The organism is Alkalicoccus daliensis, from assembly GCF_900103955.1.
Classification (GTDB): domain Bacteria; phylum Bacillota; class Bacilli; order Bacillales; family Salisediminibacteriaceae; genus Alkalicoccus; species Alkalicoccus daliensis.
Genome location: NZ_FNIL01000006.1, coordinates 65,523 through 90,130, shown reverse-complemented (window position 1 = coordinate 90,130; position 24,608 = coordinate 65,523). Strand labels below are relative to the sequence as shown.

At 41.3% G+C, this 24,608-nt stretch carries 22 protein-coding genes; 21 read left to right on the top strand and 1 reads right to left on the bottom strand.

Annotated features, from left to right (window positions below):
• The first annotated feature begins 3 nt into the window (after positions 1 to 3).
• The 6 genes from BLP92_RS10830 to BLP92_RS10805 are packed head-to-tail and all read left to right on the top strand — an operon-like array spanning position 4 to position 5,335.
• On the top strand, positions 4 to 813 hold the full coding sequence (locus tag BLP92_RS10830) for a carbohydrate ABC transporter permease (RefSeq protein ID WP_090842977.1): 810 nt from the start codon (positions 4 to 6) through the stop codon (positions 811 to 813).
• Between the two features lie 19 nt (positions 814 to 832).
• Complete coding sequence (locus BLP92_RS10825; RefSeq protein ID WP_175444259.1) at positions 833 to 1,870, top strand: Gfo/Idh/MocA family protein; 1,038 nt, start codon at positions 833 to 835, stop codon at positions 1,868 to 1,870.
• A complete protein-coding gene (locus BLP92_RS10820; protein WP_090842975.1) occupies positions 1,860 to 2,327 on the top strand; it encodes a RidA family protein in 468 nt (155 codons plus the stop codon). Before BLP92_RS10825 ends, BLP92_RS10820 begins: the two co-directional genes overlap by 11 nt.
• Entirely contained in the window at positions 2,324 to 3,067 is a 744-nt protein-coding gene (locus tag BLP92_RS10815) for an MBL fold metallo-hydrolase (protein WP_090842974.1), read from the top strand. The genes BLP92_RS10820 and BLP92_RS10815 overlap by 4 nt, the downstream gene beginning before the upstream one ends.
• Before the next feature lie 12 nt (positions 3,068 to 3,079).
• Positions 3,080 to 3,811: a sugar isomerase domain-containing protein gene (locus tag BLP92_RS10810; protein WP_090842973.1), complete on the top strand. Its 732-nt coding sequence runs from the start codon at positions 3,080 to 3,082 to the stop codon at positions 3,809 to 3,811.
• A 12-nt stretch (positions 3,812 to 3,823) separates the two neighbouring features.
• Positions 3,824 to 5,335, top strand: coding sequence for a xylulokinase (locus tag BLP92_RS10805; protein WP_090842972.1), 1,512 nt, complete (start codon positions 3,824 to 3,826; stop codon positions 5,333 to 5,335).
• Between the two features lie 634 nt (positions 5,336 to 5,969).
• Here the strand turns inward: BLP92_RS10805 and BLP92_RS10800 are convergent.
• Complete coding sequence (locus BLP92_RS10800) at positions 5,970 to 6,995, bottom strand: LacI family DNA-binding transcriptional regulator (protein ID WP_175444258.1); 1,026 nt, start codon at positions 6,993 to 6,995, stop codon at positions 5,970 to 5,972.
• A gap of 308 nt (positions 6,996 to 7,303) precedes the next feature.
• On the opposite strand from BLP92_RS10800, the gene BLP92_RS10795 reads away from it, so the two are divergent.
• The 15 genes from BLP92_RS10795 to BLP92_RS10725 all read left to right on the top strand — a co-directional run bounded on the left by BLP92_RS10795 (position 7,304) and on the right by BLP92_RS10725 (position 24,562).
• A complete protein-coding gene (locus BLP92_RS10795) occupies positions 7,304 to 8,071 on the top strand; it encodes an SDR family NAD(P)-dependent oxidoreductase (RefSeq protein WP_090842970.1) in 768 nt (255 codons plus the stop codon).
• Between the two features lie 35 nt (positions 8,072 to 8,106).
• The gene (locus BLP92_RS10790; RefSeq protein ID WP_090842969.1) at positions 8,107 to 8,709 is read left to right on the top strand and encodes a cupin domain-containing protein; all 603 of its coding nucleotides are present in this window, start codon (positions 8,107 to 8,109) and stop codon (positions 8,707 to 8,709) included.
• 81 nt (positions 8,710 to 8,790) lie between these two features.
• The gene (locus tag BLP92_RS10785) at positions 8,791 to 10,044 is read left to right on the top strand and encodes an ester cyclase (protein ID WP_090842968.1); all 1,254 of its coding nucleotides are present in this window, start codon (positions 8,791 to 8,793) and stop codon (positions 10,042 to 10,044) included.
• A gap of 29 nt (positions 10,045 to 10,073) precedes the next feature.
• Positions 10,074 to 11,459 (top strand): amidase, encoded by a 1,386-nt coding sequence (locus BLP92_RS10780; RefSeq protein ID WP_090842967.1) that lies wholly within the window; start codon positions 10,074 to 10,076, stop codon positions 11,457 to 11,459.
• A gap of 60 nt (positions 11,460 to 11,519) precedes the next feature.
• The gene (locus tag BLP92_RS10775; RefSeq protein ID WP_244516789.1) at positions 11,520 to 12,881 is read left to right on the top strand and encodes an ABC transporter substrate-binding protein; all 1,362 of its coding nucleotides are present in this window, start codon (positions 11,520 to 11,522) and stop codon (positions 12,879 to 12,881) included.
• Positions 12,882 to 12,971: 90 nt separating this feature from the next.
• Positions 12,972 to 13,850, top strand: a complete 879-nt coding sequence (locus BLP92_RS10770) for a carbohydrate ABC transporter permease (RefSeq protein ID WP_090842966.1) — start codon at positions 12,972 to 12,974, stop codon at positions 13,848 to 13,850.
• Positions 13,841 to 14,707 carry a carbohydrate ABC transporter permease gene (locus tag BLP92_RS10765; RefSeq protein ID WP_244516787.1) on the top strand — a complete coding sequence of 289 codons (867 nt, stop codon included), beginning with the start codon at positions 13,841 to 13,843 and terminating at the stop codon, positions 14,705 to 14,707. Before BLP92_RS10770 ends, BLP92_RS10765 begins: the two co-directional genes overlap by 10 nt.
• Positions 14,708 to 14,726: 19 nt before the next feature.
• Complete coding sequence (hisD, locus tag BLP92_RS10760; RefSeq protein ID WP_090842965.1) at positions 14,727 to 15,989, top strand: histidinol dehydrogenase; 1,263 nt, start codon at positions 14,727 to 14,729, stop codon at positions 15,987 to 15,989.
• Positions 15,990 to 16,005: 16 nt separating this feature from the next.
• Positions 16,006 to 16,698: an alpha/beta fold hydrolase gene (locus BLP92_RS10755; protein WP_090842964.1), complete on the top strand. Its 693-nt coding sequence runs from the start codon at positions 16,006 to 16,008 to the stop codon at positions 16,696 to 16,698.
• 15 nt (positions 16,699 to 16,713) lie between these two features.
• Positions 16,714 to 17,472 carry an HpcH/HpaI aldolase family protein gene (locus tag BLP92_RS10750; protein WP_244516785.1) on the top strand — a complete coding sequence of 253 codons (759 nt, stop codon included), beginning with the start codon at positions 16,714 to 16,716 and terminating at the stop codon, positions 17,470 to 17,472.
• A gap of 22 nt (positions 17,473 to 17,494) precedes the next feature.
• Positions 17,495 to 18,772, top strand: coding sequence for a histidinol dehydrogenase (gene hisD / locus BLP92_RS10745; protein ID WP_090842963.1), 1,278 nt, complete (start codon positions 17,495 to 17,497; stop codon positions 18,770 to 18,772).
• 230 nt (positions 18,773 to 19,002) lie between these two features.
• Positions 19,003 to 20,397, top strand: a complete 1,395-nt coding sequence (locus BLP92_RS10740; protein WP_244516784.1) for an ABC transporter substrate-binding protein — start codon at positions 19,003 to 19,005, stop codon at positions 20,395 to 20,397.
• A gap of 203 nt (positions 20,398 to 20,600) precedes the next feature.
• A complete protein-coding gene (locus BLP92_RS10735) occupies positions 20,601 to 21,935 on the top strand; it encodes a carbohydrate ABC transporter permease (protein WP_090842962.1) in 1,335 nt (444 codons plus the stop codon).
• Positions 21,936 to 21,950: 15 nt separating this feature from the next.
• A complete protein-coding gene (locus BLP92_RS10730) occupies positions 21,951 to 22,772 on the top strand; it encodes a carbohydrate ABC transporter permease (RefSeq protein WP_090842961.1) in 822 nt (273 codons plus the stop codon).
• A gap of 740 nt (positions 22,773 to 23,512) precedes the next feature.
• Positions 23,513 to 24,562, top strand: coding sequence for a sugar-transfer associated ATP-grasp domain-containing protein (locus BLP92_RS10725; protein WP_175444257.1), 1,050 nt, complete (start codon positions 23,513 to 23,515; stop codon positions 24,560 to 24,562).
• The last annotated feature ends 46 nt before the right edge of the window (positions 24,563 to 24,608 follow it).

The window sequence follows — 24,608 nt, the reverse complement described above, 5'->3', positions numbered from 1 at the left end:
AAGATGAATAAGTTGATCCGTATTTTCGTTGGAACGTTTTTAATCATTTTAATTGCTTTCCCTTTCTACTGGGTATTAATTTCCTCGTTTAAACCATCTGACCAGATTTTAAGCCCGGATTTATGGCCGGAAACTTTTACACTCGTACATTACGTAGAGCTGCTGGAGCAGACACCTTATTTAACAAACTTGTTTAACAGTGTGTTTGTGGCAGGGATGACGATGGTTTTTACGGTGTTAATCGTAATTCCTGCTGCCTACGGGATTTTCCGGTTTCAATTTATCGGAAGGAATTTTCTTTTTCGATTAATTCTTGCATCCTATATTTTCCCCGGTGTCCTGCTGTTAGTGCCCGTTTATCAGCTGATGTCGGATCTGGGACTTGTAAATTCTTTGTGGAGTCTCGTCATTATTAACGTTACGTTTGCAGCACCTTTTGCAGTATGGCTCATGCGGGGGTTCTTCGACGCGATTCCGACTGAACTGGATGAGGCTGCTTCTATCGATGGAGCGGGACCGATGAAAACGTTGTTTTTAATCATCATACCGTTGATCAAGCCGGGAATTGCGACAATTGCAATCTATGCCTTTGTACTTGCCTGGACAGAATTTACGTTTGCTTCGATCTTAATTACCGAAGATTCTCAGCGGGTGCTGACTACCGGAATGAACGCGATTATGGGGCAGTATACCGTACGGTGGGGTTGGACGACTGCAGGAGCAGTGTTAACTGTGATTCCTGTTCTCATATTCTTTGCCTTCGTCGGCAGATACTTTGTCAGAGGATTGGCGTCCGGCGCGGTAAAAACGTAATAGTAAGGTGGGATCCTATTTGATACAACTTGCTGTAATTGGTGCTGGCAGGTTTGGAAGTCTTCATATTGAAATCCTGCAGACAATCGCGGAAGTAAACGTGCTGGCAGTAGTGGAGCCAGACCCGCAAAGACTAAAAGAAGTGCAGGAAAAGTATCATATTCCCCATGGGTTTTCATCAGTGGAGGAACTGTGGCAGTTAGAAGTGGACGCGGTAGATATTACTTCAAATGAAGATACGCACGGCGCAATTATTCTGGAAGCACTGCATCACAATAAAAAGGTTTTTGTGGAAAAGCCGCTTGCTACTTCGAGAGAGGAAATAAACAAAATTCGAAAAACAGCACGGGCGGGGCAGATCATGACAGGGCACATCAGCAGGTTCAGCCAGGAGCAGATTTCCATAAAAAAAGCACTGGAAGAAGGAGTGTTGGGAAAGCTGTCACAGATAAGGGCAATCAGAGACTTTAACCGCAGCTGGTTCCAAGGGTTTGGTCATAGAGTGCATCCTGTATTCGAGTCAGGAATTCACGATCTGGATTTAATTATCTGGTACGCAGACGCACAGTGGAAGACTGTGTATGCGATGGAGTCTCATGCCGTCGGAGAAACGTCACCGGATTCATTCCAGGCATTAATTGAGTTTGAAAATGGTCTGCAGGCCGTCATTATGTCTTCCTGGATGCTGCCGGAAGGAGCACCGCCTACACTAAATGAGTTGGGAACTTTGGATTTACAAGGCACGATTAAAGAATATATAGAGCTGATTGGAACGAAGGGAACAGCGAAATACCAGCAGCCGAACGCTGGTTTTCAGGTCTGGACGGAAAAGGAGGCAGGTGAACCGGATACCCGCCTGTGGCCGCCGGGTATTCACGGACCAGGCGGGGCGTTGAAACGGGAGCTGGAATATTTTTGTGAATGTCTGCTGCAGAATAAAAACTTTGACTGGATGCCGCTGGAACAGGCATGTGCATCTTTTTATCTGGCGGAGGCAATCATTGCATCTGGAAAAACAAAACAGATTATCACAAGGGAGGAAACAAATGACTCCTGAAGAAAAAGTAAAGTCACTGCATATTGATATACCCGCAGTAGAGCCACGGTTCAATTTTCTGCCCGGCGTAGTAGTAAACGATCTGCTGTATATCTCCGGTCAGACACCGGAGAAAGGGACAGAAATGATATATACTGGCCGGGTGGGAACTACAATAAGTGTAGAAGAGGCTCAGAAAGGAGCCAGGCTTGCCTGCTTAAACTGTCTTGGTGAAGTCCGCAGTGTGCTTGGCTCCCTGAACAGAGTGGAAAGAGTTGTCCGGGTGATTGGATACGTCAGGTCAGGAGAAGATTTTGGTGAACAGCCGATCGTAATTAATGCTGCGTCGGAGCTGCTGATCGAAATCTTTGGAGAAAAAGGAAAACATGCCAGAGCAGCATTAGGCACGAGTGAACTTCCCTTTAATGCGTGTGTAGAACTGGAAATGATTTTTCAGGTGAAGGAAGAAGTATCATGAAGCTGGCAGAGGATCTTTTCTTAGTTGGCAGCGGCAGAATGGGAGCACATCTTACACACGCGGCAGATTGTAATGGTTATTTGATGATACATGAAGACATACAGATTCTTATAGATACAGGAACCGGGCTGGACTTTCATCTGTGGGAAGAACAGCTGCTGTGGTGCGGAACTTCTCTTAAGAATATTACCCATGTGCTGCTCACACACGTGCATGCCGATCATGCCGGGGGGGCAGCTAAAATAAAGGAGGCATCCAATGCTCTGTTATACGCACCGGCTTCCGCAAAAGAAATACTGATACGCGGTGATGAAACAGCAATTGATTTAAATGCTGCACGAAAATTTGGATTTTATCCGGAGGATTACTCGTTTCCCGGCATTTCCCCGGATGTTTCTTTTCAGGATGGCCAAGAAATAGATATAGGTCCCTATTCAATCAAAATAATTTCCACTCCGGGGCATTCAAAGCATTGCAGTTCTTTTTATATAGAAAGTGCAGAGGGAAGAAAGCGGTTGTTTTCCGGCGATACAGTGTTCGGCCAAGGGAAAATTTCCATGTTGTCCACGCATGATTTTGATTTGCAGAAGTTAAAACAGAGTATCCAAAAGTTAAGCTTTATGCACGTGGATGAGCTGCTTCCAGGTCACAATATGCCTGTGTTAAAAAATGGGTCTTCTCATATTGAAGAAGCAAATATGCTATTTCAACAGCTGGGTGTACCTGAGAATATTTTGTGAGGGAGGGACATCATGTTTGCAGAGAAGTATTACAAGCTTATTCAGGAACATATTACGAAAGCGTTTGAGATGAATAAAACGGAATTGTGGAATCTTTCCAAAGAAATTGCTCTCTCGATTAATGAAGATCAGGTGCTTCATATGTTTGGCTGTGGGCATTCGCATATGATTACAGAAGAGCTGTTTTACAGAGCAGGGGGCCTTGTGCCGGTCAGTCCTATTCTGGAAACGAGCCTGATGCTGCATGAAGGTGCGATTAAAAGCTCAAAAATGGAAAAAATGAAAGGATATGCTTCTCCCATTTTAGATAATTATCATGTGCGGGAAGGGGAATTTATTGTAATCGTATCTAATTCCGGCACGAATAATGTACCAATAGAAATGGCGCTGACAGCAAAAGAAAGAGGGCTCCGTGTGATTGCTTTAACGAGCAGTAATTACGGGGAGGAAGAATCAAAACATCAGTCAGGCAAAAAGCTGATTGATATTGCAGACTGGGTGATAGATAATACCCTTCCAAAAGGAGATGCGCTGGTCGAAGTCGAAGAAAGAAATATCGGCATGGCTCCCGGATCTACGATTATTGGCTCGTTTCTAATGAATACACTCGTAACGATGATTGTAGAACAGCTGCTGGAGCAGAAAAAAGAAGTGCCAGTCCTGGTAAGCGGCAACGTAACCGGAGGAATGGAAAAGAATGAAAAATATCTGGAAAAATACCGCAGCAAAATAAAACATTTGTAAGGAGGATCCACAGTGGAAGACTCCTATATTATTGCAATAGATATTGGGACAAGCTCAACAAAATGTGCAGCTTTAGCGAAAGGAAGCTATCAAATTGCGGCTTCCGCTTCCTATGAGTATGCTACTCACTATCCATATAAGCACTGGATAGAACAAAACCCGGAAGACTGGTGGACCGCAGTTCAAAAAGGGCTGAACACGCTGTGCACAAAGATTGATGCAGAAAAAGTAGAAGCGATAGGTCTTTCTGGAAATATGTCGGCACTTGTGTATTTAGATAAAAATTTTCAAGTGCTGAGAAACAGCATGATGGTGGCAGACACCCGCTCTGAAATAATTACGAATAGATTGAGAGAGACAAGAAAAGCAGATTTGGAAGAAAGAACAGGAAATTCTCCTATTGAAGCTTTTTCTTTACCGAAATTGTTATGGCTGCAGGAGTACGAACCGGAAATACTTGCAAAAACGGCTTACATTATGTCGCCGAAGGATTTTATAAGATTCCGTCTGACAGGAGAATTGAAAAGTGACAGAACAGATGCCGGTAATACAATGCTTTATAACATACATGACCAACAGTGGGACAGAGGTCTGATGGAAGACTTCCATATTGATCCTGAGAAATTCCTTCCGCTCGTATCTTCCATGGAAGAAGGAGGAAGAATCTCAGCTGCTGTCGCTGAAGCAATGAGGGTGAAGGAAGGTACGCCTGTGGCAGTCGGAGGAGCAGACATTGCCTGCAGCCAGGCTGGGACAGGCTCTATTCAACAAGGGGTCCTCCAAGTAACTTTAAGTTCTTCTGCCCAAATTGTTGTGTCATTAAAGGAAGTGGACGCCCGCCTGTATGGAAAAGTAACACATCACCCAAGTGTTGTGGGTGGGGAAGTCTATGCAATGGGCACGGTTTTCAGTGGAGGATTTGGAGCAGAATGGGGCTATAAATTAATTTATGGAAGCGAAGACAGTACGAGAATTGATAAAAAAAGAATGACCGCAATTGAAAAGGAAATACAGGATGTACCACCGGGGAGCAATGGATTAATTTTTCTTCCCTTTCTTACCGGGAGCGGCTCTCCTCACTTTCAGTCCTATGAGAATGGTACATTTTTAGGTTTGCGAGCTTCCCATACGAAAGCAGAGATGTTTCATGCAGTGTTAGAAGGCATCAGTTTTCATATTTATGAAAGCATAGAGCTGTATCAATCTATTGATATTCCGATTGAAACGATTGTCATCGGCGCCGGAGGCAGCAATAATAGGGCGTGGTGCCAAATGATCAGTAATATTTGTAATCTCCCTGTAGGTAAATTGGGAAATCATGACGCTTCGCCTCTCGGAGCAGCACTGCTGGCTTCAGTTACTGCGGGGTGGTTTGATGATATCGTAACTGCAAGCCGGACCGTAGTAAAAACTACTGAGAAATACCATCCTGAATTGGTAAAAACAGAAAAATACAGGAACTTATACGGCAAATATAAGGAAGCAGCATTGACTTTACGAGAACTCTATAAAAAGTGGGCATAACCAAAAGATCAGTTAAAGGTACTCCTTTAAGCTGATCTTTTTAGTAGGGAATTGTAAAAGCTGCTAAGATAAAAAGCACTGTAAAAGTAGTGGTAAAGAAAGGAATTGATGTATAGCTGAACAATATTTCAATACAGAATAAATAGAATTTTTTCGAATGCAGAGTTTGTAATGACGTTAGCTTCTTTTATGAAAAGAATAAAGTGTATACCAGCCATTAAATTAACTAAGAGAAAATTCCTTATTAAAAGAGGGGGTACCTGATATAGGTCAACTGAATGAAAGAAAAATGCTATAAAAAGTATGGGGGATAATGCATTTCTTATTATATCAGGAAAGTGACAAGCATGAAGTAGAATTAACGGAAACAACGATTTACAGACTTAATGAAATGGAGCAGAGGATGGGGCAAAAGCTTTTTATCACATGAATAAAACCGAACTATCTTTTGGCACTCTCATCAGAGTTTCATGAGAGTTCGGTTTATTTGTTTTAATAGGGTTCTTAGACATCTTATTATTTGGTTTATAAGGCTGAGATTATGATTCTGACCCAGCCTCATATCGAATATGCTATTACTCTAAAAAAGTTAATCGGCTTCGCCACTCAAAAATGAAATTTGTAACCTCCGATGTTATTTGTCCAATACTTTCGTCGACCCGCGTATTATTAATTGCGGTTCAAGCACACTGCTCGCATTTTGGTTCTCCTCTTCCATATCTTTATTTTCAATCATATTCACTAAATTATGGACTGCAATTTCGGACATTTTAATATGCTGCTGGGAAATCGTCGTTAAGTCGATAAAGGGACTTCTTGATAAATCAATATTATCAAACCCGATAATAGAGATATCTTCTGGAACTTTGATTTTTTTTGATTTGCAGATTTCCATTATTTTTATGGCAATTTGATCTGATGCTGCAAAAACAGCTGTACATTTTTCGGGTGAGGACATTATTATATCTATAAAGTTTTCTATTGCCTGTGTGGAAATTTCTCCTATATAAACTGAAGCAGGATCGTAAGGTATATCGCTGTCTGCCAAGGCTTGCTTATAGCCCTCCATACGTTCGTACAGTGTGGAATAATTTAATGGAAGGGTGACATAGGCTATTTTTTTGTGGTGTAAACTGATAAGGTGTTCTGTTGCTATTCTTGCTCCTTTAAAATTATCTATCACTACAGCGTTACAGTTTCCGGAAGCTAATCTGGTATTATAAAGAATTACCGGGAATTTGGAATCGTGCAGTGTCTGAATCTGCTCATCAAATCTTTCGACAGAACCAACGATGATACCATCGACTCTCTTGCCTATTAATGTTGCAAGAGACGTTTTAAGGTTATCACTTTGGTGATCAGTGTTGGAAAGCATTACATCATATCCGAGACTTCTTGCAATGCTGATGATTTCTTTTGAAGTTTCTGCAAAGAAAGAATTTGAAATGTCCCCGACAAGTAAGCCGATAGTGGATGTTTTTCTAGTGTTTAAACTTCTCGCGACCTGATCGACAGTAAAACCCAATTCATTGATTGCATTTAACACTTTTTCTTTTGTCGTATCTCTAATATGCGGGTACTTATTTATTACACGGGAAACGGTTGCTTGAGATACTCCTGCTTTTTTTGCAACATCCTTCGAATTAACCCTCTCTTTCATATGTAAGACCCACCTTTTTAATTTATGAATACGCATTCAATTATAATTTCTATAAAACGTAGCACATTTTCTGCCAGCAATCAAATAACAAAATAAAAGCAGTTAGAGAAATAACGTTAATAATAATTGAATATTTACAAAATTAAAATAAAGTGATAAGGTTTATTAATTCCAAAAAAGAATGCGCTTACAAATCTAATAAAAAAGAATATTTACAAAATTCAAATAATGTGATAGCTTTGAAACTGTAACTTTTATTGAATACGTATACATTTTTGAATACGTATACAAAGAGGGGGGTGAGAATCTTGAAAATAGAGGAATTATTTAGTTTAAGAGGGAAAACAGCTGTCATTACTGGAGCAAGCAAAGGAATCGGTAAAGAGTTAGCTGGGTTAATGGCTGCTGCCGGCGCAAATGTAGCACTTGTTGCAAGAGACGAAGCTCAGTTAAACACAGTTGCAGAGGACCTGTCACTCGAAAAAAATCGTATCGCTGTGTTTCCTTTTGATTTATTAAATACGAATAAGATACCGAAATTAATAGATGATATTTTAGCAGTATTTGGCAGCATTGATATCCTGTTAAACAATGCAGGTATTAATTTACCGAAGCCTCCGGAGGATGTAACCGAACAGGATTGGGATATGATGCTGGACCTGAATTTGAAAAGTGTCTTTTTTTTAAGTAAGGAAGCAGGAAAGCATATGAAAGTACAAGGGTCCGGCAAAATTATTAATATGTCCTCTCAAATGGCGCAGGTAGGATATTTTGGCAGGACGCCATACTGTGCAAGTAAAGGAGGCATTACGCAGTTAACAAAAGCGCTGGCAATTGAATGGGCTTCGAGCCAAATAAATGTTAATGCTATTGCGCCGACTTTTATAGAAACTCCCATGACAGAGAATATGTTTAAAGATAAAGAGTTCCATGAACAAATACTTAATAGAATACCACTCGGGCGTCTTGCGAAAATAGAAGATTTATATGGGGCTGCTTTATTTCTTAGTTCAGATTCCTCCAGCATGGTTACCGGCCAGACAATTTACGTTGACGGAGGCTGGACAGTCTGGTAAAAAATAAATTCTTAAAAACAGGAAGGGGAAAAATAATGAATGCACATCCGAAAATAACAAATGAGGATATGAAGAAAAGAGTCATCAGATTTGACGAAATGAAATCTCAGGGGATTCCACTCATGTTTATTGATAGTATTCTTCCAGGGCACCAAAGAATTAATTATGCAGTCATAGGAGATACTGCAAGCGAAAATCCAGATTATAATCCACTTATTACAGAGCCGCATGGATTCCAGATAGGTATGGTGAAAGCTCTGCCGGGGAATGGTCCTGCCTATCATACGCATGATTATATCGAAGCTTTTGTACCTCTGAGCGGAAAATGGAGATTCTACTGGGGAAATGAACCGGATGAAGTAGAAGGAGAAGTTATATTAGAGCCATGGGATCTTATTACACTTCCTCCAGGGTTATACCGGGGACTGGAAAATGTAGGCGAAGAAGAAGCATGGTTATTCGCAGTGCTGGAACAGCATGAAGTATTTGAAGGAAAAGATCCTTATTGGGCCCCGGAAGTAATGAAAAAAGCAGAGGAATATGGATTTCATGCAGATGACACTGGAAAAATGATTCCCCCGAAAAACTTTAAAGAACTGGAAAAAGAAATTGCAGAAAAACTGAAAATGGGAGAATAATAAAGAACGAACTCAGTAAAAATACTGAGTGCCCAATCAACGTACAATTTTTACAGTCATGAAAAATGAAGGAGGCAGAGGATGAAAGGCAAGGAGGAAGAAAAAAAGAACCCGGAAAAAACAGTCGAAACAACAAATCAATCCAGCGAAACGGGGATGAAAATGAGCACTAAAAAGCTTGATAACAATTTTGTATATTATGCAGACAATAGTGAGGTTAATTCCATAGACACAAAAGACGACGACGGTTATATGCGGATTCAAGACCACCAGTGGAAAAAACAAAGTATGGAAGGCTTCGGGGATTACCACAATATTATTGATTATATTGTAAAAATCACCCGGCAGATCTGGAAAGAAAAAGATATTGGCTTAATTTATGATACCTACAGCTATGGGGTGCAGATTCACCGCGGATTAATTAACAGTCACGGAGTGAATGAAGTAATAGCAGGAACGCTGCAGACACTGCAGGCTTTTCCAGATAGAACAGGACTCGGCTGGAGTGTCGTCTGGTCAGGAAATGATAAGGACGGTTTCTTCACTTCCCACAGAGGCAGGTCCGTAGCAACAAATCTGGGAGACACGCTTTATGGACCGGCTACTGGAAAGAGAGTGGTATTCCGGACAACCGCAGACTGTTTAATCCATGAAAACAAGATTTATGAAGAGTGGTTAGTTATGGATACTTACCACTTAGTACAGCAGCTGGGATTCGATCCGGTGGAAATAGCAAAGAGGCTTGCGAAGCAGACAGAAAAACTTGCACCCCCATTAAAATTTGGATCTTCTGAAACTGCAGAAGCAGGCCTCCCTCCTAAAAATTATGTGCCGAAGTTCGACAGCTTTGAAATAGGAGACTTTATTCTGAACATGTTTAATAAAGTGTGGGAACACCGTTCATTTAACCGTGTAAAAGACTTCTATGAAGATAACGCAGTCATCCACTATGTCTGCAATAAAGATGTGGTCGGTCACAGCGAAATTCAGGGAATGTTCATCAGTTTATTTGCTTCCGTACCAAATGCAAAGGTTCTTCTCGACAGAGTTACTTGCAATAAGAGTGCCTCCGGAGATGAATACGATGTAGCAGTACGTTGGAGAATCCAGGGCATCCATGGGGGCATAGGATATTTTGGCTATCCTAGCGGAAGAGCGATAGAAATAAATGGTATGAACCATTTTAAAGTTAAAAATCAAAAAATAGCGGAAGAATGGATGCTGTTTGATGGAATGGAAGTATTAAGACAAATTCATTCATTTGATGAAAGTGAAGAAGAAGCAGACGACGGTGATTTTTCTTCAGATGACGGGAATTTCACAGGAGTTTCTTAAGTACTCGACCTTCAGGAGGGAGGAGGATAATGGAATATACGAAAATAAATGAGCTGATAGCAGGCTATCAAAATAAACAATTCTCTCCCATGGAAACTGCCAAAGCATATATAGAAAGAATCAAAAAATACGATCCGCTGCTTCAATCATTTATTACATTGCCGGAAGCAGAAATTCTGGCTCAGGCAGAACTCGCCGAAAAAAATTTTATGAAGCAAAAAGCTCGGAAACTTGAGGGTGTACCAGTCAGTTACAAAGACAATATTAATACGAAAAATATAAAAACTACAAATGGTTCTCCTATTCAGGAGCATAATATACCGTTGGAAAACGCAGAAGTTGTAAACAGACTGCAGCATGCAGGAACGGTAACAATCGGAAAAACAAATTTATATGAATACGCCTTCGGGATCACATCAAGTAATCCCTATTATGGGGATGTAACTAACCTGTGGGGTGAAGGATTAACAGCAGGAGGATCCAGCAGTGGTGCCGCTGCAGCAGTAGCTGCGGGCTTCTGTTCCGCTTCTATCGGTACGGATACTGCTGGTTCAGTGAGAGTCCCGGCTTCATGTACCGGTACCGTCGGCTTAAAGCCGACCTATGGATTGATAGATATGCAGGGGATCTATCCTCTCTCCTGGTCCCTCGATCATTCCGGGGTCCTTACGCATAATGTGGAAGACCTGGCAGAAATAATGAATGTATTTACGAAACTTCAAGAAACAAAACAGCTGCCGCTGAGCAAAGTGAAAGTTGGGGTCCCGAGTTCCTATTTCACCGAAAATATTAATGAAGAAGTAAATCATTTCTATCTGGAAGCTTTAAGAAAACTGGAATCACTCGGAGCTTCTCTGATAGAAATTGATGGAACCTTTGCGGCAGGCTCGATAGAAACTGCGAAAACAATAGCTACCTCCGAAGTAGGTTATGTGCATAAGGAACAGGCGAAAACACTGCTGGATAAATACAGTGAAGGAGCAAAAGCAGTCTTTAGGAAAAGCGGGATAATTTCTGCACATGAATATTTTCACGCACTGGAGACAAGGAAAAAAATGAAACACTCATTAGCGCATATCTTTGAAACGGTAGACATTATCGCAACTCCGACGATTCCCAACCTGCCTTTTCACAAAAGTGTGAAAAATCTTAGTTTTGGCTCTGTAACAGAAGACATAAATGATACGATGATTCGCTTTACAAGTGTTTTTAATCTCAGCGGCAACCCTGCGATATCAATTCCGTGTGCTTTTACTGAAGAAGAATTACCTGTCGGGCTGCAGCTGATTGGTGATTATTTCCAGGAAGAAAGGATTATTCATGCTGCACTGGCTTATGAAAAGCATTTCTTAGAAGAATTTTATCAGATGCGTACAAAGAAGCTGCATTCATTCATTGGGCATGACGTGCACTAGTTAGATGCATGTCATAGATTAACAGCGATTAATAATTCTAAGGAAAAAGGAGCCCTTATTATGAAGAAAATTAAAAAAAGTTGTTACGGTTTTTCCCTCATGGCTTTCAGTGTTGTATTAGCCGGCTGCGGAGGTAACGGAGATGCAAATGAAAACCCGGGGGAAACGGATGTAGAGGCAGGAGATCTTGAAGGGGAAACGATTACCGTGGCAGTAACGGAAGGAGATATCGGCCAGTTTAATGCATGGGAAGCCAGAAGCGATGAATTTACAGAGGAAACAGGAATCGAAGTGGAATTCATAGGGATTCCTTATGAAAATCTGCTCGACAGAATTACTGCAGAAGGAATTTCAGGCGATGGAACATTTGACCTTGTTACGTATCTGGATATTATGGGGCCTTCCATCAGCCAGTTTCTTGAACCGCTGAACGAATATGCGGAAAGAGATGATTATGATTTTGAACGGTTCCCTGACTCCACGATGAATTTATCTACCTTTAATGATAATGTGATCAGTCTGCCGGCAAGAGCGAATGTGCAGATGATGTTTTACCGGGAAGACGTGTTTGAAGATTTAAACCTGGATACTCCTGAATCGTGGGAGGATGTGGAAGAAGCAGGCAGAGAAATAACTGAAAATACTGAACTTAGTGCGATTACGCCGTATTATCAGGTAGGAAATAACGGCCAGAACCTTTATATGTGGACTTCTTATCTATGGAGCAACGGCGGAGATATTTTTGATGAGGATATGAGGCCAGTGTTTGATAGTGAAGAGGGAATTGAAGCAACAGAAAGATATATTAATCTGCTGGAAGAAGATCTTGCGCCGGACGGCTCCGTCACTTTTGGAGAGCAGGATGCACGAACACATTTCAGGCAGGGAAATTCTGCGATGTGGATCGGCTGGTGGTGGGTATATTCCGAGTTTAATAATCCAGAAGCAGCCGCGGAAGAAGTTTCAGGGAATGTGAACTTCGCCACTGTTCCTATGTGGGAAGGTAAAGGCGGCAGTTCCAATGTTTCTTCTTTCCCAATTGGAATGATGGAAGGTTCACAAAATAAAGATGCAGCCTGGGAATTTTTAAAATGGCTGACTGATCCTGAACTGGAAAAAAGCGTAGTAGGAGATGCGTTGAGAGAAGAAAGTCCATCTGATCAATTCTCTACTGACATTTCTCAGACAGAAAATTTACGAGATGAAGAGTTAAATGATCTGCTGGACGACTTCTTCCTTACCGGTGCGGAAGGATTCGAAGAAGCGCAGACATTGCCGCAGTTCGAGCATTGGCCGCAGGTCTCTGATGCAATAAGCAGAGCAATTTCTGATATGGCTACCGGCGCCTCTGTGGAAGAACGGTTAACGGAAGCAGCGGAGGAAGTGGAAAGTCTGATGGAAGACAACGGTTACTATGAGTAAAAACCAACTCTTTTCCCTGCCTGTTTGGCAGGGGGAAGGTGTAACACTTTTATAGAGGAAAATAATACAGATGTCTTAGGGGGTAACTTAATGGAAGGCAAGTATTTTAAATATTTACTATTAGCCCCTGCTCTCATTATTGTTGGTGTCACTACTTTATTGCCTCTGATCCGCTCTTTTTGGATCAGTCTTCATGACTGGAACTTAACACAGTCAGTAGAGCTCGGAGAGTTTGTAGCTTTGGATAATTACGTACAGGCATTTTCTGATGCAGTATTTTGGAACAGTGTGCAGGTAACGTTGATTTTCACGCTTAGTACCGTGGTCATTACAATTTCTGCTGGTATAGCCGTTGCGATCCTGCTGAGTAAGGATAAATTACATCTTTCCTATCTTCGTGCGGTGCTGATTATCCCCTTTGCATTAAGTCCGGCATTGGTCGGTTATTCCTGGAGGTTTATGCTGAATCCGGATTACGGTTTATTTGCTAATATCATTGGTTTTTTAATTCCTCCTTTAGCAGATGTTGTCTGGCTCGGCCATCCGACCACGGCGATGGCTGCGCTAGTATCAGTAGCTGTCTGGATATGGCTTCCGTTTATGAGCCTGATGTTCATCAGTGGATTAATGGGAATGCCGAAAGAAGTTTTTGAAGCGGCAAAAATTGACGGGGCGAACGCTGTACAAACACTGTTCCGCATTACCATTCCTATGCTCCAGCCGATTATCCTGATTGCGTCCATTCTGATGACTATGTTTGCCATTAAACAATTTGACCCTATCGTTACATTAACTTCAGGTGGTCCCGGGAATTCAACTGAAGTATTGAACTTCATGATTTACAATACCTCCTTCCGGTACTTTGATATGGGATACGGGGCAGCCTTAGGGTATATACTGGCGATCATGACCGTTGGTTTTGTTCTTCTGTACATGAGGAAGCTTGTGAAAGGTGGGGAATGGAACTAATGGATGATGTAAACCGAGATAAATCTTCGAATAGAAGAGCAGTAATGAAAGTTGCCAGCGCTGTTTTTGAAAATATAGGTGTGCTGTTAATCGTGATCTTTCTTTTTTTACCGATCTTTTGGATGTTTCTCACCGCTTTTAAACCGGCTAATGAAGTGTATACATTAAGTGTGTTTTTCGAACCGACGCTGGATAATTTCAGGCAGGTATTCGGAACCAACTATAATTTCGGAAGATTTTATGCAAACAGTACGATTGTAGTGGTGGTGACACTTGCTATCGCTATTCCTGTAAGTGTACTTGCAGCTTACAGCATATCCCGTTTTAACATGCCGGGAAAGCAGCTGTTTATGTTTGCTATATTGGCGACACAATTTATTCCATTAATCGTAAACGTAATCCCGTTTTTCATGATTTTCAGAAACTGGGGAATTTTAGACACTACACTTGCCCTGATAATTGTTAATCTGGGTGCTACCATCCCTTATGCAATTTGGCTGATCAAAGGGTTTATCGACAACATCCCAATAGGGATAGAAGAAGCAGGCTTAATGGATGGTGCAAACAGGTTCGAAGTAATCTGGCATATCCTTCTGCCGATGGCGAGACCGGGAATCATCACTGCAACCGTCTTCTGTTTTGTTATTACATGGAATGAATATATGTTTGCGTTAATTCTTACGAATCAGGATGCTGTTACGCTTCCTGTCGCATTATCTTATTTTGTCGGCCAGGACGGTGTCATTTGGAACGAGATGGCTGCTGCTGGAATGATCTATGTTATTCCGACGATTGTTTTTATGCTGATTGTGCGTAAACAGTTTGTGTTGGGAATGAGTTCCGGCGGTTTGAAATAAAAGCTTGAGGAGGAGTAATATGGAATATTTAAAACAAGCAAAAGCGCTTGAGGAAGCATCTGCAATAGATGTGGAAGACAAGGTGAAAAACATTATTAGTGACATTAAAAAAGAGGGAGATGCTGGAGTTAAAAAATATGAAAAAATGTTTGGAGACTCTGTGCGTGAAGTAAGAGTTTCAGAAGAAGAAATAGCGAAAAGTAATGAGACACTTTCCGAGGAAGTAAAGGAACTGATCGAACGAATTGTAGACAGAGTGTCTAAGTTTGCAGAAGCCCAGCTGAAGTGTCTCACTCCAATGGAGGAAGAGTTTGGGGAAGGGATTGTTATGGGACATCGGATTCTCCCAATTGAAAAAGTAGGAGCTTATGTACCAGGAGGAAGATTCCCGCTGTTATCGTCAGGGCCTATGGTGGTAGCCCCGGCAAAAGTAGCAGGAGCAAAGCAGATAGTAGCCTGCAGTCCGGCGAACTATCACGGGGGGATTCACCCTGCTGTGTTATATGGACTTCAGTATTCAGGAGCTACAGACATATTCGCAATTGGAGGAGCACAGGCCATCGGGGCAATGGCGCTGGGAACAGAATCGATCCCGGCAGTCGATATAATCAGCGGGCCGGGAAATCGCTTCGTAGCAGAAGCAAAAAGACAAGTGTTCGGGAAAGTGGGTATCGATTTAATTGCAGGCCCGAGTGAAGTCTTACTCTTGATCGACGAAACTGCAGATGCTTTTGTCTGTGCTGCTGATTTACTTGCCCAGGCGGAACATGATCCCTATGCACGTGCAATTCTTGTATCGACCTCCAAACAAAAAGCAGAGGAAACGCTGCAGGAAGTAGAAAGTTACCTGAAAGATTTTTCCGAAACTTCTCCTGCACATGATTCCTGGGAAAATATGGGGGAGGTCATTATCGCAGAGTCTCTGGAAGAAGGTATAAAAATTTGTAATGACCTTGCCATTGAGCATCTGCATCTGCACTTGAAAGACAGCCGTGGGGCAATGCCGCAGTTACATCATTACGGTTCTTTATTTATCAACGAAGACAGCTCTGTCGTGTTTTCTGATAAGGTTTCGGGAACGAATCACACGCTGCCGACGCAGCGGGGTGCCCGCTATACAGGGGGACTATGGGTAGGAAGCTATGTACGAGTAGCAACACACCAGGAAATTAAAGGGAAAGGTGTAGCGTATTTAGCAGATCATGCAGTGCAGCAATCAAGCATCGAAGGTTTGGAAGGACATCAACTCTCTGCAGAGCTGCGATTGAAAAATAAAGGGTAAGGTCAGGAGGCAGCGGATGGATCCAATCGTGTTAATTCCAGGTACTCTTTGTGATGATATGCTCTGGCAGCATCAAAAAAGCAAATTCAGCGAATGGACAGATGTAATTATTGCTGATATTTCAAATGAAGATTCTATCCACAAGATGGCCAGAAACATTTTAGACAATGCACCGGAAAGGTTTATTTTAGCAGGGTTGTCTCTGGGAGGGATTGTGGCTATAGAAATAATGAATATAGCACCGGAAAGAGTGTTGAAACTAGCGCTGCTGAATTCAAATCCATCACCAGCCAGCTCTTCACAGAAAGAAACGTGGAAAGAGCAGGAAGTATTAACATTAAACAATCAATTTCACGAAGTAATTCAAAACCAGTTTATTCCTCCTATGCTTTATGCAGAAAAACTTAATGAACAGTTAATTTCTGACGTTTACCAAATGTGCAGAAATATTGGTGAAAAAGGCTTTATTAATCAATTGAGAGCTAATGCGAATAGGCCAAACGGAAGGGAAGTACTGCCCGGTATCGTATGCCCCACCCTGATTGTAGGGGGAAAGCAAGATAAGGTTTGTACTGAAAAAATCCAGGAAGAAATGTCAGAATTAATACCTTCTGCAACTCTTATCATGATTGAAAACTGTGGCCATTTAAGTACGCTGGACCAGCCGGAAGCAGTAACAGCAGTAATGGAATATTGGATAAAGATATAGAGAGGAGGAAATTAGTTGATCGAAAGTAATAAAGTAAAAGAAAAATTAAAGGCGGGAGAAAATACAGCAGGCGCCATCATGGGAATTTATTCTCCAGCTATCGTAGAAATGCTCGGGCACGCCGGATATGATTTTATTATTATTGATGACGAACATGGAGCGTACAGCTGGTCTGAACTTGAAGATATGATACGAACAGCCCGCCTGGTGGATTTAATACCTATAGTAAGGACCGACTATAATCCTTCCAGTATTCAAAAAGTTTTGGACAGAGGAGCTTACGGTATACAAATACCTATGGTAAACACAAAAGAAGATGCTGAACTTGTAGTGCAGAGAGCAAAATATCCTCCGGCAGGAAGAAGAGGAACCGCATTTTCAATGAGGGCAGCCGGATATGGTTATGACTCTGGTAAATCTTTTATGGATAAATCTGATGACAATATATTAATATCTGTCCATATCGAAACGCCGGAAGCGGTGAAAAACTTTGAAGAAATCGTAAGTGTACCCGGAATTGATATTGCTTTTATAGGACCTACGGATTTATCTGTGAACATGGGGTATAAAGATGGTGCCGGTCACCCTGAGGTGCAGGAAGTGATAAATTCCCTATACACAAAAAGCAAAAAGTCAGGAATTCATATGGGTACGATTGCTACCTCAAAGGAAGATCTGGCATCAGCTTTCGAAAAGGGTGCTTCCTTTGTTTCGGTAGTCACAACAGCTATGTTGAAAAAAAACTTTGATGAAGTACTCCGCGGAGCAGAATGAAATAAAAGGAGGATACGAAGTAATGGCAACTTTTATAAAGTCTGGAGCTCTCTCCAGCAATACAAAAGAAGCGAGCATGAAAGTAGAAACTGCTGTAAGAGATATTATTCAAAAAATTGAACTTGAAGGAGATGGGGCAGTAAAAGAACTCTCTCAACAATTCGATAAGTGGGAGCCCGAAAGTTTCCTTCTGAAGAAGGAGGAGGCTGAAGAAATAATTAAAGAGTTACCTGATCAGGTAATTAATGATATTAAATTTGCACAGGAACAGATTAAAAATTTCGCGGAACATCAATTAAATTCAATTCACGATTTGGAAGTAGAAACAAGACCCGGAGTAATTCTGGGACATAAAAACATTCCTGTAAACAATGTGGGCTGTTATATTCCAGGAGGACGTTATCCGATGGTGGCTTCTTCCCATATGAGTATACTTACGGCAAAGGTTGCTGGTGTAAAACGGGTGATTGCTTGCACACCGCCTATAAATGGAGAAATTCCGAAAGCAACGGTAGCCGCCATGCATTTGGCAGGAGCGGATGAAATATACATTCTTGGAGGAGTGCAGGCACTGACTGCAATGGCTATTGGAACCGAATCAATAGACAAGGTCGATATGATTGTAGGGCCGGGCAACGCTTTTGTAGCGGAAGCAAAAAGGCAGTTGTTCGGTAAAGTAGGTATCGATCTTTTGGCAGGTCCCACCGAAACACTTGTTATTGCAGATCACACAGCAGACGTAGAAATGGTAGTCACAGACATTCTCGGGCAGGGGGAGCATGGACCCACTTCTCCAGGAGCGGTAATTACCACTTCCCGGACGCTTGCTGAATCAATCGAAGAAGAAGTTTCCCGTCAATTAGAAACGCTTCCGACTGCTGATGTAGCAGAAGTGTCATGGAGGGACTATGGTTCAATTATATTGGTAGAGGATCTTCAGGAAGCCGTTGTGGAAGCGGACAAGCTCGCTTATGAACATGTAGAAGTATTGACTGCTGATCCTGACTACTTTTTAAGAAATCTTACAAACTATGGGGGGCTCTTCCTCGGCCCGGAAACAAATGTTGCTTATGGTGATAAAGTAGTTGGCACAAATCATACGTTACCTACACAGCAGGCGGCGAGGTACACGGGAGGCCTATGGGTTGGTAAATTCCTGAAAAATTGCACCTACCAGCGGCTGACAGAATCTGCAAGTGCTGAGATAGGCAAGTATGCTGAGCGATTATGTGAACTTGAGGGCTTTATGGGTCACAAAAAGCAAGCTACTTTAAGAGTAAAGAAGTATGAAATGCTTTAAATTTTCTTTAGTAAAATATTTGATATTATCAGGTAAAACCTTACTTAAAGTAAAAAATCAATAAATGTATTGAATGTATCTTTATAAAAAATACCAAGTTATGAAAGCGGTATCATTTATTTGGGTTAACAATAGAGAGAATTTATCAGAGGTTATTTTTGAATAATTTTCTATTATTAAAACATCTGAAATCGTTATTTTATAACCTTAAATCATTTAGGAGGATCATTGTGAAGATTAAAACAAAAGTATTAAAAAGTATTCTGGCTTTGTCAATGGCAGGGGTTCTTGCAGCCTGCGGGAATAATGGAGAAGCGGACAATAATGAAAATGGTGCAGGCACTGCTAACAATGGAAATATAAATGCAGGCGACGGAGAAGTTGATAATACAGACGTAGAGGGAAATAATACTGTAAATGAATCAAGCAATGTAAATGAGAATGACGGGGAAGAAATTACGATTACTTACGCATCGGGACAGGACACTACAAATGCTACCGACGCGCTTGTAGAGGCGTTTGAAGAGCAAAATCCAAATATTACCGTAGAAGTCAGAGAAATGACTGCCGATACTGGTCAGTCACATGACCAGTACGTTACGGAATTCAGCGGGGGAGACGATACAATAGACGTATTTGATGCAGATGTAATCTGGCCGGCAGAATTTGCCCAGGCAGGGTATGCACTGGAACTCGACCGTTTTATTGAAGCAGATGATATCAATCTGGATGACTACTTTGAGGGAACTGTTGACTCCGGCAACTTTGACGGCCGCATGTGGGCCATGCCAACTTACACAGATGCAGGGCTTCTATACTACCGCACGGATATTGTAGATTCTCCTCCGGAAACCTGGGATGAACTGATTGAAATGTCTCAGGAGCTTCAAGGAGAAGAAGGAACTGATTTCGGTTATTTGATGCAGGCCAATCAGTATGAAGGTCTAGTCGTAAACGCGATTGAATTCTTTGGTGCTTATGGAGCGGAGGTAATTGATGAAGACCAAAACGTAACCATTAATTCACCTGAAGCGGTGACTGCTTTGGAAAAAATGATCGAAATTGTAGCGTCTGACTTTGTACCAGGAGATATTCTTAATTTTGATGAACCGGCAACTGAAAATGCATTCATCAATGGACAAGCCATCTTTGCTCGAAACTGGCCTTATATGCAGGCAAATGCCCAGAATGAAGAGATTTCAGAAGTAACTGGAAATGTCGGCTTTTCTCTTTTACCCGCGGGAGATGAGGGAAGTGCCGCTGGTCTGGGTGGCTGGATGACAATGATCAATCGTAACTCGCAAAACGTTGAAGCAGCCTGGGAGTTTGTGAAATTTAAAACGGGAGAAGAAGGACAGAAAATTTCTGCTGTCGAAGGTGGACGAGCTCCAACAATCCGTGCTTTATATGATGATGAAGAAGTGCAGGAGGCTGCACCATTGTTTGCGGATGAAGAATTTGTAGAAACATTGGAAAATGCAATCCCAAGACCAGTCACACCAATTTATCCACAGATCTCAGATATTATGCAGATTGAACTTTCCCGAGCTCTTGCTGGTGATATTTCTGCAGAAGAAGCAATTGAAAATATGGAACAGGAAATTGAATCAGCACTGGATGAATAAAAATAGTTCTTGTAGGGAGTGGACACTCTGTTCACTTCCTTATTTTTTAGCAAAACTTTTATTTTCAAGACAGCCTATAAGAAAAAACACTTCCAATCAAATAATTTTACGTCTATTGACGTAATTTGTTGTGTTTCTTTAATTACTGTTGAAATCGATATCACGAGCTGCTGTAATTTTTAGACGTAAAGGAGGAAATACATATGGGTGATAAGAAAAAAGGTTTTCAGTTAAACGAAAAACAGCTGGGTTATCTAATGGTGCTCCCGGCCCTGATTTTAATATTTGCGATTACACTTTGGCCGGTGGCCCAGTCGTTTTATAACAGTATGTTCGACTACCGCCTGAATGATCCGACGAGAAACCAGACAACCCTCAGCTATCAGATTGATATGGAACGATATGCCGACAACTACTTTTTTTATGAAAGGGATATAGAATCTCTTCTTTCAGAGGTAGAAGGTACCGAAATGGAAGATAGAATTGCAGAGATTCAAACACAGATTGATGAGTATCATCAGCAGATCGTGACTTCAGATAACCTGGCGGAACAGTACGCCATCGTTGATGAAATGGTAACAAATTTCGAGCCTGTAAATGATAACGATCTGCGCTATGGAGAAATCAGCAACAATTTTTCGGAAGAGTATACAGAGATTCTTGAAAGCGCGACGGAAGACATCAGTGAATTTCAAATGGCGACAGATGATGAAGAGCTGGGAGAACAGCTGGCCAGTGCCGGCAATACGATAGACCAGCTGGACCGGGCGTTAATCCGGCCGAATTTTATCGGTTTGTCCAACTATGGTAAATACTTAACTGAGGGACGTACATGGGATGCAATGTGGAATACCATATTTTTCACGGTAGTATCCGTATTTTTTGAATTAATTATCGGGCTGGCGGTAGCAATTGTTATAAATCGTGCCTTTATCGGTCGTGGCGCTGTCCGGGCAGCAGTTCTTATCCCCTGGGCCATCCCTACGGCTGTAAGTGCGATGATGTGGAGCTATTTGTACGATGGACAGTTTGGGATCGTGGCGCATTACTTTCATCAGCTCGGTTTGATTTCCGACTCTTCCATTCTGTTGAGTACAGGGTCCGGAGCGATGTTTTCCGTTATATTAGCGGACGTATGGAAGACGATGCCATACATGGCGCTGCTTTTACTCGCAGGACTGCAGACGATTTCAGAATCACTGTACGAAGCAGCGGAAGTGGACGGCGCTGGCAAATTCCAGCAGTTCCTCTATATTACGCTGCCAATGCTGAAATCAGCGATTCTTGTAGCACTCCTGTTCAGAACACTGGATGCCTTCCGGGTATTCGACTTGATTTATGTATTAACAGGCGGGGGACCTGCAAACAGCACCGAATCTGTATCTGTTTATGCCTATCAGGTACTCTTTGCGCAGCAGAATTTTGGGGAAGGTTCCGTTCTTTCCGTGATTATGTTCCTCTCTGTAGCGATCATCAGTATTCTCTTCATTAAGCTGATCGGTTCAGACTTATTTGAAGATAAAAAAGGAAAAAGCTAAAAGGAGGCAGCCAATATGAGGAAAAAAGCCGGATTACCATTTTATATCTTTCTCAGTATTTTTATTTTCGTAACGATGTTCCCATTTTTATGGGTGTTCTTAACATCCATCAAACCTCAGGGGGAAATTTTCGGCGGATACAGCTGGTTTACCACAGACCCTACTTTCCAATCATATATAAACGCAATTGAAACTCGTCCATTATTCCGGTATATGTGGAATAGTATTGCAGTGTCCACGTTGACAACAGTAATTGCAATTTCGGTTGCTTCGCTTTCAGCTTATTCTATAACTCGTCTGCCGATTAAATTCAAAGGAACAATTCTGGGAATCGTACTTGCGGCCGCAATGTTCCCGCAGATAGCTATTATCTCCCCAATTTTTAATTTGATTCAGGGTCTTGGACTGCGAAACAGCTATATGGGTCTCGTGATTCCGTATATTACAATCAGCCTGCCGCTTGCGATCTGGATTTTAGCAACATTTTTCAAAAAGATTCCTTTCGAGCTGGAGGAATCCGCGAAGCTGGATGGGGCAACACCGTTCCAGACATTCCGGAAAATTATTTTTCCGCTTGCCGCACCGGGGGTATTTACGACCGCGATTCTGGTGTTTATTGCAGCATGGAATGAATATCTCTTTGCGTTAACCATTAACTCAGACGATAACTGGCGGACCATTCCGGTAGGGTTATCAATGTATCAGTCCCAATACACGATCCCATGGGGAGATATAACTGCAGCAACTGTGCTAGTGACGATTCCTATCGTAGTTATAGTGCTGATCTTTCAGCGTCGTATTGTTGCAGGACTTACTTCAGGTTCTGTAAAAGAGTAAGTGGAACATTTTAAAAACGGTATTCTGAACCGCGGCATGGGAATCAATGTGTAACAGCATTTCTTCCGCGACGATTACATAAAAGTACTGGAGGAAATGTTTCAGGCACTTTCTGCACCTGCATCTACCGATATTTTTCGTTAACTAAATAAAAAAACAAAAACCAGCACACCTAATAAAACACTGGTTTATGCAGGTTTAAAGACTAAATTTTATTCATTTATGTACATATAAGTGGAAAAATTGATTCTTTATAACTGCATGTGTGTAATAACATTAATAAGAAGATTACTTAAACGAAAAAGGTGATATGAATGTATCAGAACTTGCAGGATTAAGGAGAGAAAAAAAGCAGGGTAATTGTTTTTCAATCGAATGGATATTATTCTAAGGTGCGGTTGTTTGACCTGATATGGGCAGTTCCCAAAAAGTATAGATAATAAAAAAGATTATATCGAAATTGCACAGTCGAATATTAAGCAGCCTTTGTACTGAGAGTATAGTATGAAGGCTGTTTTATATGATATATTATTTCCTTTATTATACCGATGAGGGATTTATGGAAAAACCTTCTTTTTTTATAAAGAAACCTATAGTTAATAAAATCAATCTGAAATTCTGTTAATATGAAAAGAAGCAGATCAGCATAAAAAACTCTGCTGCTATCTTGCTGCGAATAATTAACAGAGTATAAGATTTTCTTATTTATCGAAATTAGTGCAAGTGAAAGGAGAATGCAAATGAAAGCAATAATAAAGCGACTTCGTCCATCTTATAAAAATTCGGCCAAAGATCAAGCGAATCTTAGACACAAAAAACAAGCGCTGGAAGCTTTAAACCACATTGAAAACAATTCAAACTATGTTCTTTCAAAAAAGCAAAAATCTGAAATAGATGAATATTCGAAAGCCACTTTTGGCTCTGCTGCTTATGCCTACTGGCTGTATGTTTATACAGCTTATAATGAAGAGTTTATCGAAGGATGGATACCTGATAATTTTTTTGGTTATGTAGTAGCACCAAAAGTAAATAAAGGAATAGGCAAAATAGCAAATGTTAAAACGTTGAGCAAAAAAATAATTGGAAGCGAACTGCTGCCTGATAAATTTTATTGGATAGATAATGCGCTGTATACTGCGGAGTATGACTTAATTCGGGATAAGGATATTCAAAAGAAATTGTTTGAAACGGATGAAGAGCTTTATATTAAACGAGATCTTACGAATAAAGGAAAAGGTGTTATTAAAGTTAATAAGCAGAGTTTTAATTTATCGGAAATGAAGCAGATGGGAGACTGCGTAGTACAAACTCCAATAAAACAGGCGGCATGGTTTAATGAGTTTATTACGGGGAGTGTAGCTACCATCAGAATAACTACAGTGAAGGGGCTTGATCATTCTATCAGAATGCGTGCAGCTACGCTCCGGCTTGGGAGAAAGGATTCGCAATTTGTAGAAAGCTCAGATGCTGTAAGTGTACCTATCGTTAATCAGAACGGAGATTTAGGAGAATTCGGTATTGATCATCAGTGGAAAAAGCATTACGAGCACCCTGATTCAAAAGTGAAATTTGCAGGAGCAAGTGTGCCTCACTTTAGTAGAGCAGTAAAAGAATGTGAGAATATTCATCGGAAACTTCCGCAGTTCACCATTGTCGGCTGGGACTTAGCAATTACGGAACATGGAGACGTAAAGATCATTGAATGGAATGCCGCATATCCGGGGATAAAATATCACGAAGCTCTTGTGGGTCCTTGTTTTACAGACATGAAATGGGAGAAGCTGCGGTAAATTAATAAAGTGATTCTGTATAAAGGGAATTCAACATTTAATAATC

What these genes read in the sequence shown, in the direction of transcription:
- BLP92_RS10830 (WP_090842977.1), top strand. Translation starts at nt 4, where the DNA reads ATGAATAAGTTGATCCGTATTTTCGTTGGAACGTTTTTAATCATTTTA.
- BLP92_RS10820 (WP_090842975.1), top strand. Translation starts at nt 1,860, where the DNA reads ATGACTCCTGAAGAAAAAGTAAAGTCACTGCATATTGATATACCCGCA.
- BLP92_RS10815 (WP_090842974.1), top strand. Translation starts at nt 2,324, where the DNA reads ATGAAGCTGGCAGAGGATCTTTTCTTAGTTGGCAGCGGCAGAATGGGA.
- BLP92_RS10810 (WP_090842973.1), top strand. Translation starts at nt 3,080, where the DNA reads ATGTTTGCAGAGAAGTATTACAAGCTTATTCAGGAACATATTACGAAA.
- BLP92_RS10800 (WP_175444258.1), bottom strand. Translation starts at nt 6,995, where the DNA reads ATGAAAGAGAGGGTTAATTCGAAGGATGTTGCAAAAAAAGCAGGAGTA.
- BLP92_RS10790 (WP_090842969.1), top strand. Translation starts at nt 8,107, where the DNA reads ATGAATGCACATCCGAAAATAACAAATGAGGATATGAAGAAAAGAGTC.
- BLP92_RS10785 (WP_090842968.1), top strand. Translation starts at nt 8,791, where the DNA reads ATGAAAGGCAAGGAGGAAGAAAAAAAGAACCCGGAAAAAACAGTCGAA.
- BLP92_RS10780 (WP_090842967.1), top strand. Translation starts at nt 10,074, where the DNA reads ATGGAATATACGAAAATAAATGAGCTGATAGCAGGCTATCAAAATAAA.
- BLP92_RS10775 (WP_244516789.1), top strand. Translation starts at nt 11,520, where the DNA reads ATGAAGAAAATTAAAAAAAGTTGTTACGGTTTTTCCCTCATGGCTTTC.
- BLP92_RS10770 (WP_090842966.1), top strand. Translation starts at nt 12,972, where the DNA reads ATGGAAGGCAAGTATTTTAAATATTTACTATTAGCCCCTGCTCTCATT.
- BLP92_RS10765 (WP_244516787.1), top strand. Translation starts at nt 13,841, where the DNA reads ATGGAACTAATGGATGATGTAAACCGAGATAAATCTTCGAATAGAAGA.
- hisD (WP_090842965.1), top strand. Translation starts at nt 14,727, where the DNA reads ATGGAATATTTAAAACAAGCAAAAGCGCTTGAGGAAGCATCTGCAATA.
- BLP92_RS10755 (WP_090842964.1), top strand. Translation starts at nt 16,006, where the DNA reads ATGGATCCAATCGTGTTAATTCCAGGTACTCTTTGTGATGATATGCTC.
- hisD (WP_090842963.1), top strand. Translation starts at nt 17,495, where the DNA reads ATGGCAACTTTTATAAAGTCTGGAGCTCTCTCCAGCAATACAAAAGAA.
- BLP92_RS10735 (WP_090842962.1), top strand. Translation starts at nt 20,601, where the DNA reads ATGGGTGATAAGAAAAAAGGTTTTCAGTTAAACGAAAAACAGCTGGGT.
- BLP92_RS10730 (WP_090842961.1), top strand. Translation starts at nt 21,951, where the DNA reads ATGAGGAAAAAAGCCGGATTACCATTTTATATCTTTCTCAGTATTTTT.
- BLP92_RS10725 (WP_175444257.1), top strand. Translation starts at nt 23,513, where the DNA reads ATGAAAGCAATAATAAAGCGACTTCGTCCATCTTATAAAAATTCGGCC.